This window comes from Bifidobacterium thermophilum (assembly GCF_002846655.1).
In the GTDB taxonomy this organism is placed as follows: Bacteria; Actinomycetota; Actinomycetes; order Actinomycetales; family Bifidobacteriaceae; genus Bifidobacterium; species Bifidobacterium thermophilum.
On record NZ_PCGX01000002.1, the window covers coordinates 46,917 to 62,968 of the forward strand.

The 16,052-nt window shown below is 61.2% G+C and carries 10 protein-coding genes; 6 read left to right on the top strand and 4 right to left on the bottom strand.

Annotated features, from left to right (window positions below):
* Nucleotides 1–2,731 precede the first annotated feature (2,731 nt).
* From dnaB to CQR48_RS01280, 6 genes are all read left to right on the top strand, one after another.
* A complete protein-coding gene (gene dnaB / locus CQR48_RS01255) occupies nt 2,732–4,171 on the top strand; it encodes a replicative DNA helicase (RefSeq protein ID WP_015449735.1) in 1,440 nt (479 codons plus the stop codon).
* A gap of 1 nt (nt 4,172) precedes the next feature.
* Nucleotides 4,173–5,687 (top strand): Mur ligase family protein, encoded by a 1,515-nt coding sequence (locus tag CQR48_RS01260; protein ID WP_101451726.1) that lies wholly within the window; start codon nt 4,173–4,175, stop codon nt 5,685–5,687.
* An 88-nt stretch (nt 5,688–5,775) separates the two neighbouring features.
* Nucleotides 5,776–6,573: a type 1 glutamine amidotransferase gene (locus CQR48_RS01265; protein WP_101451780.1), complete on the top strand. Its 798-nt coding sequence runs from the start codon at nt 5,776–5,778 to the stop codon at nt 6,571–6,573.
* A gap of 162 nt (nt 6,574–6,735) precedes the next feature.
* Nucleotides 6,736–6,963: a phasin family protein gene (locus CQR48_RS01270; protein WP_015449738.1), complete on the top strand. Its 228-nt coding sequence runs from the start codon at nt 6,736–6,738 to the stop codon at nt 6,961–6,963.
* A 110-nt stretch (nt 6,964–7,073) separates the two neighbouring features.
* Complete coding sequence (locus tag CQR48_RS01275) at nt 7,074–9,050, top strand: ABC1 kinase family protein (protein WP_180335084.1); 1,977 nt, start codon at nt 7,074–7,076, stop codon at nt 9,048–9,050.
* Nucleotides 9,051–9,230: 180 nt separating this feature from the next.
* On the top strand, nt 9,231–10,286 hold the full coding sequence (locus CQR48_RS01280) for a glycerophosphodiester phosphodiesterase family protein (protein ID WP_101451727.1): 1,056 nt from the start codon (nt 9,231–9,233) through the stop codon (nt 10,284–10,286).
* A 154-nt stretch (nt 10,287–10,440) separates the two neighbouring features.
* Here CQR48_RS01280 and upp read toward each other — a convergent pair whose 3' ends face one another.
* The 4 genes from upp to CQR48_RS01300 form a co-directional block, all read right to left on the bottom strand.
* Nucleotides 10,441–11,082 (bottom strand): uracil phosphoribosyltransferase, encoded by a 642-nt coding sequence (gene upp, locus CQR48_RS01285; protein WP_015449741.1) that lies wholly within the window; start codon nt 11,080–11,082, stop codon nt 10,441–10,443.
* Between the two features lie 322 nt (nt 11,083–11,404).
* A complete protein-coding gene (locus CQR48_RS01290; RefSeq protein ID WP_180334499.1) occupies nt 11,405–12,127 on the bottom strand; it encodes a hypothetical protein in 723 nt (240 codons plus the stop codon).
* Between the two features lie 19 nt (nt 12,128–12,146).
* A complete protein-coding gene (locus CQR48_RS01295) occupies nt 12,147–13,235 on the bottom strand; it encodes an NUDIX hydrolase (RefSeq protein ID WP_033493779.1) in 1,089 nt (362 codons plus the stop codon).
* 322 nt (nt 13,236–13,557) lie between these two features.
* The gene (locus CQR48_RS01300) at nt 13,558–15,804 is read right to left on the bottom strand and encodes an RNA degradosome polyphosphate kinase (RefSeq protein ID WP_015449746.1); all 2,247 of its coding nucleotides are present in this window, start codon (nt 15,802–15,804) and stop codon (nt 13,558–13,560) included.
* Nucleotides 15,805–16,052 lie beyond the last annotated feature (248 nt).

Sequence of the window (16,052 nt, forward strand, 5' to 3'; positions counted from 1 at the left end):
AGGCAATAGCCGGGTTGAACGATGGGTCGGCTGGCGGCAACGCTGGTTGGATCGGGCTGGATTGAGCCGGCTGGATTGAGTCGAGCCGTGCGGTGGGCTGAACGGTTGCGGCGGTGTTGGTTGGGTCGGGCTGATTTGATGGTGTTGGGCCGGCCTGGTGATCCGGCTGGCACTGCGTTGTGGTCGGAGCCGCCTAATCGGATCGGGCTGCCAAACTCGCGCAACTGTCCCCGCCCATGCCCAGCGCCCGCCGTAACAATCGTCCATTTTCGGAATTTCTGACGCCAGCGTCAATAATCCCGAAAGTTATGGGCTGTCGGATAGTTGATGTGCCAGTGGCTGGTCTTCGTGGTGTTCATGGGCCGTTGGAGTCTTGCGGTTTGTGGCACGGGTGTGGCCGCTGTGCGTGTGACGGTCGGTGCCCGTGTGGACTGGATTGGTTTTCGGTGCGTGTTCTCCGGTTCGGTCCGCGTTTCGGGTGTCTTTGGCGGTCGCGATGGCTGCGGCTGATTCCCGTGGTATCGGTGACCCCTGGTATTCCGCTGTTTTGCGGTGGTGTCGTGGTTGGTGGCCGTGTGACGGTCGGTGCCTGCGTGGACTGAACTGGTTTTCGGCTCGTGTTCTCTGGTTCGGTCCGTAGCTCGGGCGGGCTGGGCAGCTGATTTGATGGTTGAAGATTGTAGCTCAGCAAGCAGATACTTGGAATTCTGCGGTTTTGCGGTGGTGCGGTGGTTGGTGGCCCCGGTGCAGACAGGTTTGGGTATGGACTGGCTCCGGTTTCGGCTTGTGATTTCGGGTTCGGTCCGCGGGCTCGGGTGGTTGCGTGGCTGGCGCGCCGGTGGCAGGTCTTTGTGGTGTTGGGGGATCCTTGGTATTCCGCGGTTTTGCGGCACGGGTGTGGCTGCCGGGTGCGTGGCGGTCGGTGCCGGTGCGGACTGGATTGGTTTTCGGTGCGTGTTCTCCGGTTCGGTCCGCGTTTCGGGTGTCTTTGGCGGTCGTGATGACTGCTGCTGGTTATCGTGGTATAAGCGAATCCTCGATATTCCGCGGGTTTGCGGCAGCTCCGTGATTGGCGGCCCATTGCTGCCCGTCCCTGTTGAGGACTGATTGCGATTTCATCCCGTGTTCTCAGATTCGGTGCAGAGGCATCCGGCTGTCTGCCTAAATCCCATCCTTCTCTTCGCTGTCCTTTCTCGGTCCCGCCCCGGCAAACAGTCCGGATTGGACGACGAGACTGCCCAGGAAAGTGATGCCGCCATGCAAAGTCAACCTGGCAGAACGCAGACGGCGGCGCTGGTCTCGGTCAGCCTAATTGTGGGTCGGCCGGATTAAGCCGAACCGGCGCTGCTGCCTTGCCTGCGGCCTGACCTAGTCGCACCGCAGATAACCTATTGTTTTCGGAATTTCTAACGCCAGCGTCAATAATTCCGAAAGTTGTTGCCGCCATACAGGGAACGTGATAGTGATGGGCATTTGCGGATGACCGGCCGCAGGGCAGGCGGTGTGGTCGTGCGTTCCGCTGGGATTGTTGCGCATAGCACTTTGACGAGATTGATGCAAGTCGATTTGGTGTGGCCGGCGGATTGTCCCCAAGCTATCCACAGAATTATCCCCAATATGTGGATAATCACATACGTTATCCACACGGTTATCCCCACAATGTGGATAACTCGATTTTCTATCCACATTTCGTAGCATCCGCGTGTCGCACAGGTAAACGGTGTGCGAACCACATGCCGGAACGATGAACCGAAAGTGAATGTAGGCGTATCGGAACCAAAGGTATTGATGTAGACGTTCTGTCTGGTTGCGTATGCGGTGACATACGCAACCAGACAGAAGACACAGAGGAACGACAGAATCGCTTAGCATCTGCCGGCTCGTGTATGCCCAGACATACACCGCCGCGTTGTCGGCATGCGCGCGATTGGCAAACCCGGACCGCACGGCAGCCCGATTACATCCCCTGAGGCGGCGAAGACGCGGGGAATACAAGCCCAACGTCCCGACGCGCTTACCGCCCGCAACGCCTGCGGGGATGATAAGCAATCACTTCGGTTCCTATATGACGAATGCGCAGTCCTGAACATCCACACACCGGTTGTGTGCGAGGATTCGCTCACATACTCACCTCTCGCCGACTTGAAAACGGTTAATCGAACTGACTGACCCGTCATCGTGTGAGGATTGGCTCACGCGGTGGCGGTTCGGGTTGCTGGAATCGGCTATTTGGGACTGCTGGAGTGCCGTTGTGTGAGGATTGGCTCGCACGCCAGCCGCCGGGATGGCGGGGACGGCCATTGGGGCTGACGGAACCGTCACTGTGTGAGCATCGGCTCGCACAACGGCGGGATGGGTGACTGGAATCGTTGGTCGGGTGGCCCGACACCGTCAGTGTGTGAGGATTTGCTCACACACTCACCTCTCATCGACTTGCAGACGACCAATCGAGCTGATGGTACCGTCATCGTGTGAGGATTAGCTCGCACACCGGCCACCTGGGATGGTGGGAAACGGCCATCGGGCTGCCAGAACCGTCATTGTGCGAGGATTCGCTCGCACATTGGCGTACACGCAACCATCTCCTCGCTCCCCGCCCGCACCCGCCGATGACACGCGGGCGCGGGCGGGAGACTGGAGACATCGCACCGGCAATCGGCTTCGCATTGCACGGTTTCCACCACAGCAAACACTTGGCCGCTGATACTCAACGCCCCCTATACTCAAGGGTATGGCTGAAGGAAATCCTTGGGAAAATACCCGCACCGGTCGGCAATCGCAAAACACCGGCTATGTGAAGGGCGAGACGGGCACCCCGGTCCGCGACGCGGTGTTCGACCGCGTGCCCCCGCATGACGATGACGCGGAGATGGCCGTGCTCGGCGGCATGCTTATGAGCAAAGACGCCATCGGCGAAGTTTCGCAGATGATCAGCGTGTCTGATTTCTACCAGCCGAAGCACCAGACGATCTATCAGGCGATCATCGACTTGTTCTCAGCCTCGCAGCCGGTCGACGCCGTGCTCGTCGCGAATGAGCTGATGAAGAACGGGGACCTAGAAAAGGTCGGCGGCGCCGATTACCTCCACAGCCTGGTCGCCTCCGTCCCGACCGCCGCAAACGCCACGTATTACGCCGAAATCGTGCATCAGCGCGCGATTTTGCGCAATGTCATAGCGGCAGGTACGAAAATCGCGCAGCTCGGCTATTCGGCGGAGGGCTCGCAGGCTGAGGACGTCGTGAATATGGCCCAGGCCGAGGTCTACGAGATGAGCGTGGGCAAGGTCCGTCAGGATTATTCGGCCATCGGCCCGGTGGTCCATGATGCACTCGACCAGCTCGACAAACTGCAGAACGGCGAGGTCGAACGCGGCGTGCCGACCGGCTTCCGCGATATCGATGACGTGACGCAGGGCCTGCAGCCGGGCCAGATGATTGTCGTCGCCGGCCGCCCGGCCATGGGCAAGTCCACGCTCGGCGTTGATTTCGCGCGTTCCGCCTCGCTGCACCACAATATGACGACTATCATTTTCTCCCTTGAGATGAGCCGCGTGGAACTTGCGCAACGTATCATCTCCGCCGAGACGAACATTCCGCTGGTCGCGTTGCGCCGAGCGGATGACATCACGCCGGAACGGTGGAACACGCTGAATAATTTCTGGAACAAGATGCAGGACGCGCCCCTGTTCATCGACGACAGCCCGAATATGAGCCTGATGGAAATCCGCGCGAAATGCCGCCGACTCAAGCAAACGAACGACCTGAAACTCGTGGTAATCGATTACCTGCAGCTCATGAGTTCCGGCAAGCAGGTGGAAAGCCGTCAGCAGGAGGTTTCCGAATTCTCCCGCGCCTTGAAGCTGCTCGCCAAGGAGCTTGAGGTGCCGGTCGTTGCGCTGAGCCAGTTGAACCGCGGTCCGGAAATGCGTAACGACCGCAAGCCGCAGCTGTCCGATCTGCGTGAATCCGGTTCGATTGAGCAGGACGCCGATGTGGTGTTCCTCGTGCATCGCCCGGACTTCTACGATAAAGAGGATCGCCCTGGTGAGGCCGATATCATCATGGCGAAGCATCGTAACGGCCCGACAGAAACGTTCCATCTTGCCTTCCTTGGCGCCACATCGAAGTTCAAGGATATGCCGCAGGATTACCAGCAACAGCAGGAGGTGTGATATGACACAGCAGCTTTCTCCGGTATCGGGAGATCGGCAGGATTCCAACGTGACCGCCCAACCTGCGACCGCCCAGTCCGGTCAGCAACAGCCCGTCCAGCAGCAGACCGTGATTGCCCGACCCGCTTCCGCAGCCGAATCGACACCCGCGCCGAAGCGTCCGTGGTACGCGTTCGCAACACCGACAATCGGCAGGGCCGTGAGGCACGCGTCCCGCCTGCTGCATCATGGCGGCAGCGCGCTGCCCGGCAAGGTGGTTGAGCGCATCGACCCAGGCTTCCTCGCCCGCACCTTGAGCTCGCTACCCTACGGGGTGGTGCTGGTGTCCGGCACGAACGGCAAGACCACCACGACCCGCATGGTCGCCTCCATGCTGTCCGACATGGGGTTGCGCGTGTTCACGAACCCGACGGGCTCGAATTTCACGCGCGGCGTGGTTTCCTCGCTGCTCACTCAGGTGAGCACCTTCGGGCATCTGCACGCGGATATCGCGGTGCTGGAGCTTGACGAGGCGTACGCTGTGCATTTCGTCCGGCAGGTTCGCCCCCGCTACGCGCTGCTGCTCAACGTGATGCGCGATCAGCTTGACCGCTTTGGCGAAATCGACAACACGGCCCGCCTGCTCGCCCACGTGGCGCGCGCGACCACCGGGACCGTGGTGCTCAACCGCGAGGATCCGCGTATCGCTCGGCTTGCCAGCGAGGTGCAGCTGGGCGTGCAGGTGCGCTATTTCGGTCTGTCCCAGGCGTTGCGCAGCTATTTCCCATCCGACGACGACATGCACAATACCGATATGCAGGCCGCTGAAGTACAAACTGCTGAAGTGCAGGCTGCCACCTCTTCCGCCACTTACAACCCCGACCGCCTCAATGCCGACGTGACTCTCACCCACGTAGGCGACCACGAAGCCACGTACCGGATCGCCGACCGCGACATCGCCACATCCGTGAAACTCGAAGGCGTCTACAACCTGTTCAATGCAGCCGCTGCCGCGACGGTCGTGCGCGCGGTCACCGCCGACACCCCGCAAGGCGTCGCTTCGGATGACGATCTGATCGCATCGCTGTCCCGCGTGACCCCTGCGTTCGGCCGCGGCGAGACCATCAGCGTCGGCGGCACGCCCGTCGAGCTACTGTTGGTCAAGAATCCGATGGGCTTCCGCCTGTCGCTTGCCTCGTTCCCGCCCGCCGGGCACGACACGATGATCATCATCAACGACGAATACGCCGACGGCCGCGATATGAGCTGGCTGTGGGATGTTGATTTCACCGGCCTGCGTGGCACCGGAGTAGCGGCGGTGTCCGGCACGCGCGCCTGGGATATGGCCCTGCGCCTCGAATACGACCAGGTGCCGGTCAGCCATGTCGATACCGACCTCGAACAGGCGGTCGCTGATTTCGTCGCCGCCGACCCGACCACGCCGAAACGCATCTATTGCACCTACACGGCGATGCTGCGCACGCGCGCGAAACTCTCGCATATCACCGATGTCGCGGACGCGGGCGTCGGCAGATGACCGCGCCAACGACGCCATCGCCATCATGCATAGACGCAAAATGCATGGACGCAATCAGCGAAATATGAAGGAGCTTGTCATGCCAGCAATGAACGAAGCAACCCGGAACCTTGCGGATACCAAGGCCGACACGCGTCCGGGCCGCCGCATTGACGTCGTGTCCCTGTACCCGAAGGATATGAACATCTACGGCGATTGGGGCAACGTGCTCACCGTCATGCGCCGGCTGTCGCTGTACGGCTACGACCCGGTTCTCCACGAATACAACCAGGGCGACCCTTGGCCGGAACATGTGGACCTGATTCTCGGCGGCGGCGGACAGGACAACGGGCAGAAGAAAATCACAGACGACCTGTTCGCCCGCGCGGACACCCTGCGTGCGCTCGCCGCGGACGGCGTGCCGATGCTCATGATCTGCGGCCTGTACCAGCTGTTCGGCGAGTATTTCGAAACCGTGGACGGCACTAGGCTTGACGGCATTGGCATCCTCGGTGCGTACACCGTGGGCCGCGAACACCGCATGATCGGCAATCTGGTCGAGCACAGCGAGGAATTTGGCGACATCATCGGCTACGAAAACCATTCCGGGCAGACCTTCCTGACCGGCGACACCAAGCCCTTGGGCCGCGTGGACGCCGACGGTACCGGCAACAACGGCACCGACCACACCGAGGGCGCGCGGTTCGGCAACGTGATCGGCACATACATGCACGGGTCGGTTCTGCCGAAGAACCCTCGTCTGGCGGACGGTTTGATTCGAATCGCCGCTGAACGGCGGTTTGGCGCGTTTTCCCCTCAGCAGGACGAGCAGCAGTCCACCGAGCTGCGCAGAATCGACGATTTCGCGCAGCATGCTCGGGTTGTGGCTGCATCCCGGCCCAGATAAACGACAGACGGGGATTGACAGATGGAAGGCGGAAACGCCCATCGTCGTCATTCCAGGCCGGATTTTGCCTACGTGACGCGCGAATGGGAGTGTCATACCTCCCGTCCGTGACCTTCGTGGGGTAATGTTGGACGTACAAGGACCTGATACAAGGAGGTAATGATGGCTGACTTCAACTTCAACGACGGCCTGCTGCACAAGGTATTCCTCGCAGGTGTCGGCGCTCTGGCGACTACGGTCGAAAAGAGCCAGGAAATCGTGGATGATCTCGTGAAGAAGGGCGAGATTACCGTTGAACAGGGCAAGGCGCTGAACGCCGAGCTCAAGCACAAGGCTGAGGAAGCGAAGGCTGAGGAAACCAAGCCCGCTTCCGACGAGAAGAAGGACTGACTCCGGTCGGTTGCCATGCCGCCGTCCGCCTTCGTCGCGTGCTATGACATGCGGCAGGGCCGACGGCGGCATGTGGCATGCCCGGCGTCAGGCAGTAGCATATGGCTGATATGGCAGACGATCAACACGAGGTATCGCGCGATGTCGCGAAGCAGGAATCCGGCGGGCCGGTAGCGCCTGAGCCGGAGGAGCGCACGGAAACGCAGGGCGCGTCATCCCGGAGCGACGATGCGGCCACTTCCGGCGCTGCTGCTTTTGGTGCTGTTCCCGGTGCAGTCTCCGACAACGCGACTTCCGAGAACACTGTTCCCGGTGAGACCGCCGCCGGCAACACCGCCTCAGAAACCGCCGCGACTGGTGACGCCTCGCCTGACAATACGCCGCTCGCGCACGATGGTCCCCAGCGGGAGGCCTCGGGCGCCGCGCCCACATACGCCGGCGAAAAAATAGGCCTGTTCAGCGGCCGGAAGAACGATTTCTCCGAAAAATACCATCTCACCCGGCGCGGCAAACTCAAGCGTCTAGACCAGATCATCCGGATCGCCAACCAGTTCGACGCAATCCACGGACTCACGCCGGTCAAAATGCGTCTCATGTTCGAGGCGCTCGGCCCCACCTTCGTCAAAGTCGGGCAGATCCTGTCCATGCGCTCGGAGATTCTGCCGCAATCTTTCTGCGACGAACTCGCCAAACTGCGTGCCAACGCCGACCCGATGCCCTACCAGACCGTGCTGGACACCCTGTCCCACGAGTACGGCAAACCGGTCAAAGATATTTTCAAATCTATTGACTCGACTCCGCTCGGCTCGGCTTCACTCGCGCAAGTGCATCGCGCGACCCTCGTGACCGGGCAGGATGTGGCCGTCAAAGTCCAGCGTCCGGGCGTGCGTGAAACCATGGCGCAAGACGTGTCCATCATGCGCACCATCGCCAGGAGCGCCACGAAAATCATGCACAACGCGCAGGTCGTCGACTTCCAAGGCGTCGTCGAAGAACTGTGGGACACCTTCGAATCGGAGACGGACTTTCTGGTCGAGGCACGCAACTTGCAGGAATTCAAGCGGTTTTGCTCGCGATTCGCCTATATGGACTGCCCGAAACCATATATGGACCTGTGTACCGAACACGTGGTCGTCATGGATTATATCGACGGCATCTCGCTGTCGCATCCGGGCGCGCTTGTCGCCAAAGGCTACGATCTGAAGGAAATCGGCACCAAACTCGTCGATAATTACGCGACCCAGGTGCTGGACGAGGGATTCTTCCATGCCGACCCGCATCCGGGCAATATCATCATCTCCGGCGGCAAGATCATCCTGATCGACTTGGGTATGACCGGCAGGCTCAACAAAAAGACCCGCACGGTGATGAAGGATATGATTTTCGCCGTCGCCAAGCAGGATTCACCGGCGCTTGCCGACGGGTTGCTGCGATTCGCAACGACGGGTGCCGCGGTGGACAACTACCCGGAATTGCTCGCGGATCTTGATTTGATCGTCGAAGAATACGGCACGGTTGACCTTGATGAGCTGGATATCGCCAGTTTCATCACGTCACTCACCCAGCTCGCCCAACGGCATGGCATCGAGGTGCCGAGTTCGGTGACCACGGTCGGCCGGGCGTTGGTGACGCTGGAAGGGCTGCTGGACGAGTTCATTCCGGATGTCAATATGATTGAGATCATCTCCCAGCACATCGCCAACAGCAAGACAAACCTCGCCGAAATCGAGAATGAGGTCCAGACGCTCGGTATCGAGGGGCATAAGGCCTTGCACGGCGCGTTGCAGACGCTCGCCGAGATGAAAACCGCCTCGCGGATGCTCACTCGCGGCCAATTGCGTGCCAATATGCAGCTCGTCGGATTCGATGAGCCGTTCAAACTGCTGAGCGATATGGTCAATCGCTTGACGATGGCGCTGATTGTGGTCGGACTGTTCATCGGCTCGTCGATTGTGTATTACGCCGGCATGAAGCCGATTATCTTTGGTATCCCCGTGGTCGGGTTCATGGGGTATGTCATCGCGTTCATCTTGTCGGTATGGATTGTGTTCGACATCTATTTCAAGGGCCGCAAAAAGAAGCACTGAATCGAGCCGCCCTCTCGGCATCGCCACCCCGTGGCATCCCCAAACTATCTACGCTAGGTGGGCGATCGGCGGCGGGGTTTCTCACGGTTTGTCGGATGGTTACGCTGCGTTCACCGGATTCCTCGATATTGGTTCGGCCGGTACGGTAGGCTCGAATAAGCATGTCCACGAGGAGGAAACATGTCCGGTAATAAGCAACTGACGCATCTGCTGGTCGGCGCCGCCGCCGCGGCCGGAGCTGCGGCATGGGCCATCGCGCCTCGTTCGTTCAATGACAAACGCAACAATTTCGTACCCGTCGTGCCGCACGTATGGTACGCGCATCGCGGTCTGCATGATGCCGGTTCCGGCTTGACTGAGCAGTACGCTGCGGAAAGCGGTGAATACGTGGCGTTGGCGCGCCGCATGGCCATGCAGGCGGGGTACGGCTCGCCAGCGGTCGAAGGTCCGATCGCGCCCGAGAATTCTTTGGCTTCGTTCGCGGCGGCGTGCGAGGCTGGGTACGGTATTGAGCTTGATTTGCAGCTGACCCGTGACGGCCAGGTCGTGGTCGTGCATGACGGCGACCTGCTGCGTGTGGCTGGCGACCCGCGCAGAATCGAAGACCTCACCTATGACGAATTGACGAGGATCCCGCTCTTCCCAGCCCCAGCGGCCCCCGGTGACGCCGCCGCAGAGCGAATTGATTTCGCCGGTGGGCAGCCGTCCACCCCGCAAACCGCGCCGGACGGCTACTACCAGCATGTCCCGCTGTTCGCGGATGTTCTGCGCGTGGTCAACGGCCGCGTACCGCTGATCGTGGAGTACAAGTTCGACGACAACTCCCTGTGGGGCGAGCGCGACGAAGCCCTGATGCAGCGCGGCGACGAGCTGCTGCGCCGCTATGACGGCCAGTATGTGATCGAGTCCTTCAACCCGGCGGCGGTGCAATGGTATCGGAAGCACCGTCCGGAGGTGTGCCGCGGTCAGCTCGCCGAGCCCCCGCAGCCGGGTCAGTCCGACTGGAAGGGCTGGTTCGCTGGCCTGCTCGGTTTCGATTGGATGAGTCGTCCTGATTTTGTGGCCTATGACTGGCAAGGCGGCGACCTTCCGCAGATGCGCGCCACCCGCGCGATGGGCGCGACCGCCGTGTCGTGGACAGTTCGCAGCCGCGCGGAGCTGGAAATCAGCGACCGGTGGTTCGACCGTCACATCTTTGAGGCCTTCGTCCCCGAACGCGCGTCCGACAAGGCGTAACCGCCGATTCATCATCACTGCCGGGCTGAATTACTCCCGGCCGGAATGGACCGCAGTCGGAATGGACCGCAGGAAACGAGAAGCCGGGAACCCTTGCAACAGCGAGGATTCCCGGCTTTCTTAGGTTTCGTGAGTGGTTGTGCCGCTACACTGCCTAGTCAATAACGCCGTACAGACGGTCGCCGGCATCGCCGAGACCTGGCACGATATACGCTTTGTCGTTGAGCTTCTCGTCGACAGCGCAGACGACGACTTTGAACGCGATGCTCGGGTCGATCTGCTCCTGCACGAACTTCAGGCCTTCGGGCGCCGCGATGATGTTGATCGCGGTGATGTCCTTGGCTCCGCGTTCGGCCAGATAGTGGGTCGCGGCGACCAGCGTGCCGCCGGTGGCGAGCATCGGGTCGATCAGGAAGCACTGGCGTCCGGTCAGATCTTCCGGCAGGCGGTTTGCGTAGGTGATCTGCTTGGTCGGATTGTCTTCGTCGCGCTTCATGCCGAGGAAGCCGACTTCTGCGGACGGAATCATCTTGGTCATGCCGTCGAGCATGCCGAGGCCTGCGCGCAGTACCGGCACGATAATCGGGCGCGGTTCGGCGATGTGCTTGCCGATCATCGGGGCGACCGGGGTTTCGATGGGCTTGTCGACCACGTCAAGGTTGCGCGTCGCTTCGTAGGCTTCGAGCATGACGAGTTCGGAGATGAGTTCGCGGAAGGTGCTGGACGGCGTGTTTTTGTCACGCAGCACAGTGAGCTTGTGTTCCACCAGCGGGTGGTTGAGTACATGCAATTCCATGCTTCCCAGATTACCGCCATCTGCGTGATTGAGCGAGCCGGTCCGACGGCGTGGCGAATGACGACGATGCAGAACCTGTGTTGATGCGTGATTCGGCGGCCGTCGCGAAGAAGGGAAAACGAAAGAAATGCGCCGGACCGTGAAAGCGCCTGTCGGCGCAAACGCCGCTCGCAGCGGCAACAAATGGAGCCCGGGGCTTAAGCACGGCTCGACGCACAGCCCAGTATAGCGGTATCCGGAGGTTTTCTGTCACGGCGTGGCGTGCGCATTCGTGCCTATTCCGTGCAGATGCAGATTCCGCCGCACGGGCTGAATCGTTGTGTTACTCCAACCGCCCTCGACGCCACAGGTGCGCGCCCTCATGGAAGTCGCGCGACGTGGTCAGCAGATTCGCCGCGGTGTGCATGAGCCGTGCGGCGCGGGTCTGCGCGTCGTGCGACACCTCTTGTGCCCCTTGCATCCCGCCGTGTGCCGCTGCATCCTTCTGCGCCGCGGTGATCCGGTGCGCTTGAACACGCAACCCATTGGCGATGACATCGGTGAACGCGCTCGCCCGGTCCAACGCCACGGCGAAATCACCGGTGAACGCACCTGACAGAATGGAATCCGCGGTCCGGGCGATATCCTCGGCATCCGGCGTCTCATCGACCCCCACAATGGCGGAAGCCGTGGTCGCCACCGGTTCGCCGAGCCGCCACAATCGCGCTATCTGTTCACGATTGCGTTGCATCCATGTGCGCAGCAGATACAGGCGCCACAGAATACCCGGCAGGGAATCTGGTTCCGCATTGCTCCATAGCTGCGCGATGATATCCACGCCCTCCGTATCCACAAGCGTGATGACACGCCGCACAATCTGCGGATCTTCGGTGTGGTGCACGCGGTCAAGCAGCGCCGCCGCCGAAGCGTGGCTCATCTCGCTGATGACCTCCGGGTCGAGACCGCCCCCCAGATGGTCCAAAATAGCCGGGTCGAGCTGCGCCGGACGGGCTGGCCGCGCCGAGCCTGACGGTGAGGCGAGGAACCCCGATCTGCTGGATTGGATTGATCCGGAACTGGAGGAGTCAGTAGACAAGTGGGCTCACTTTCTGAATATCGATGATTTTTGGGCCGTCGCCCGTTTCGATGATAGCCAAGGCAATCGCGTTGCCGGTGGGCATATACGGCGATTTCGCGATGAGCCGTTTTGCCAAAGCCTCGGACGCGCACATCCCGCGCAGATGAGTGAACATGCCGCCGATGACCGGGCGGTGCATACAGATGGCTGTGTCCATGCCGGTGTCCAGCATTCGGTCGATTTCCTTACGGAACCGCTGCCATGCCGCATCAGGGTTCTCGGCGAACGCATCCTCGGTCAGCTCGTCGGCCGTGTCAACGGTCAGGCCGGTCTGCCAGGAGAAAATCTCGATGGTCTGCATGCATCTCAGCCACGGTGAGCTGACCAGACGGTCAGGGCTGTAGCACGCCAGTTCGCGGTTCAGCGCGAATGCAGCCGCGGCTCCACGCGGGGTAATCGGGCGGTCGCCATCCAACCCTTTCCACTGTTTGCGCGCCTCTGCTTTGCCATGCCTGACAATCAGCAGCGTGCGGCTTTGCGCTGCGCCGGCTTTGACTAGAGCCACGAACTTGTCGAGAATCGTACGGTCGAGGATATGGGTCAGCAGTTTGCGCGCGCGGGATACCGGCACCCACACCACCGTGTCGATTTCGTCCTTGTCCGCGGGCAGGACCGGGCCAAGCGCTGTGTGACGGCGCTTTTCGGCTTCTTCGGTGATTGGCGTCGCCATCCAAAACACGACATGTTTCTGGTCGACGGTTTTGTTTTTCACGCGACGCTTGCGTCGGCCCTCATCCGCCAGCGGGTACTCGATGTCCCCGATCAGCGCCCCCAATTCCACGGCGACGCCGGATTCCTCGCCCATTTCGCGTACCGCCGCGTGCCTGTGGGTTTCGTTGTTCTCCAGTTTGCCTTTCGGCCAGCTCCAGTCATCGTATTTTGGCCGATGCACGACGCATACTTCGATGGCGTCGAGCGCTGATGCGGGATTCGATCCGACGGGCAGTCTCCCGTCATCGGAGAACTTCATCACGCCCGATGCGGCTTGTTGCGGGCGGTAGATGATACCTCCCGCGGCTTCGACGATTCTTGGCATACTGATTCCTTTCCCCTTGACTATCAACGATACCGTCCGCGAGCGCTTGGATTCGCGCGGGTGATGTTTGCGCGCGGCGCGGATGCGATTGCGGATGCGAGTTGGACGTGAACGCGGACACGATTGTGAAAGCGGCTGCTGATGCAGCTACCGATGCGGTCGTGACGGCGAAACCCGCGCGAACAGGGCCCGGACATGAATGATGGCGGCCGAGCGGTTGCAATCGGCCGCCATCATCGTCGTGGTAATCGCAAGGGTGTCGTACGCGGCGAATCCCTCGCATCCCATTTCCTGATTTCCTGCGGGTTTACGCCGGGTGGGCTCAGTGCGCGAGCGTGTTGGTCCCCGGCTTGCGCTGATGCTTGTGAATCAGGTATTCCTGGCAATCGACCAGCGGCCGGCCTTCCTCATCGCGCGAATGCAGCACATATGCGCCGTCAGGCTGCATATGCCACGAAATGGTGGAGTCGGCCATCTGCAAATCGACGTAATGGATGAGCTCCTCCACCTGCTCCGGCGCGGTGATGCGTACAAGCGCCTCCACACGACGGTCGAGGTTGCGATGCATGAGGTCGGCGGAACCGATCCACACCTCAGGGCCGGAAATCGGGCCTTCGCCGATCTGCGGGCCGTCGGAGTTCGCGAAGGCGTAGATGCGGCTGTGCTCGAGGAAGCGGCCAAGAATCGAACGCACGCGGATGTTCTCGCTCAGGCCGGGAACGCCGGGCTTGAGCGCGCAAATGCCGCGCTCGACGATATCAATCTTCACGCCCGCCTGGCTTGCGCGGTACAGCGCGTCGATAGTCTTCTCATCGACAATCGAGTTGACCTTGATCTTAATCCATGCCTCCTTGCCGGCGCGTGCAGCGTCCTCCTCGCGGCGGATGCGCTGGATCAGGCCGGTGCGTACGGTACGCGGGGCGACCAAAAGACGGTGGAAGCTGGACTTCGGCGCGTAACCGGACAACTGATTGAACAGGCGGGTCAGATCCTGGCCGACCACCGGGTCGCAGGTCAGCAGGCCGAGGTCGGTGTACAGGCGGGCGGTCTTCGGGTTGTAATTACCGGTGCCCACGTGGCAGTAGCGGCGCAGGCCATCGGCTTCCTGACGGACCACGAGCGAGAGCTTGCAGTGCGTCTTGAGTCCGACGATGCCGTAGACCACGTGTACGCCCGCACGTTCGAGCTTGCGGGCCCACATGATGTTCGCGTCCTCATCGAACCGCGCTTTGATCTCGACGAGCGCAAGGACCTGCTTGCCGGCGTGCGCAGCGTCAATTAGCGCGTCGATGATCGGCGAATTGCTGGACGTGCGGTACAGCGTTTGCTTGATGGCGAGCACCTTCGGGTCGGCGGCCGCCTGGGCGAGGAACGCCTGCACGGAGGTCGAGAAGGAATCGTAGGGATGGTGCAGCAGGATGTCGCGCTCGCGGATGGCGGCGAAAATGTCCTGCGCATGGCTGGATTCGACTTCCGCAATCTGCCGGTTGGTGATCGGGATGAACGGGCGGTACTTGAGATCCGGGCGGTCGATGGCCTGCAGCTCGAACAGAACCGTCATGTCCAGCGGGGTGGGAAGACGGTAGACCTCGTCGGCGCTGACGCGCAGCTGGTCGGCGAGCAACTGGGAGAGGAACGGGCTTGTCGCGTCGGAGATCTCGAGGCGGATCGGAGGTCCGAAGCGGCGGCGCAGCAGTTCTTTCTCCATCGCGTTGAGCAGGTTTTCGGCGTCGTCTTCCTCGACGTCGATATCCTCGTTTCGGGTGACGCGGAAGGATCGCGCCTCCTTGATAATCATGCCGGGGAACAGGGATTCCAGATGGGCGATGATTAGGTTCTCCATCGTGATGAAGCCGTAGCGTTCCTCGCGGCTCTCCTCATCGGTCAGATCGTCGACCGGGACCAGACGGTTGAGGTTGCCCGGAATCTTCACGCGGGCGAAATGAGTCTTGCCGCTGGTCGGATTCTCGACGAGCACCGCGAGATTCAGCGAGTTGCCGGAAATGTAGGGGAACGGGTGCGCGGGGTCCACGGCGAGCGGGGTGAGCACGGGGAACACCTGCTGGCGGTAGTAGCGTGACAGGCGCTCCTGCTCGGCGGTGGTGAGCTTGTCCCAGCTCAGCAGGACGATATGCTGATCGGCGAGCGCCGGCAGGATATGGTCGATGATGTAATGCGCGTGCTCGTCTTGCAGGCGGTGGGCCTGTTCGCTGATGGCGCGGAACTGCTGGCGCGGGCTCAGGCCGCTCGGCGAGGTGACAGCGATGCCGGTGTCGATGCGGCGCTTGAGGCCGGCCACGCGGACCATGAAGAACTCGTCGAGGTTGGAGGCGAAGATCGCGCCGAAATTGGCGCGTTCGAGCAGCGGAACGTCTTCGTTCTCGGCGAGCTCGAGGACGCGCTTGTTGAACTTCAGCCAGCTGAGTTCGCGGTCGAAGAACCGGTCTGGCGGCAGCGGCTGCTCGCCTTCCTGGGTCTCCCGCTTGTCGTTCTTGTCTGTCTCGGCGATGTGCTCAGCAATCTGGCTGCGCAGAATCGCCTTCGAGGGTGCGTCAAAAATTTGTGCCATACCACTACTCTAGGCACTTGGCTGGGAGTTGTCGCGGCAAAGTCAGGAAAATTTAGCCGGTGTTTACATTTCGGCGTGTTGCGGGTGGGGTGGGTGCGGTGGTTGCTGGATGGTACCTGGTTGTGGTGCGATTGACGGGTCGCATGGCGGGCGTTGCACGGGGTGTTCTGGGACTTGGCGGTCGGTATCGGCCTGTGGTGCGACAGATTGATTGCAGGACTGAGGTATCCGGCGACTTGTAATTGCTG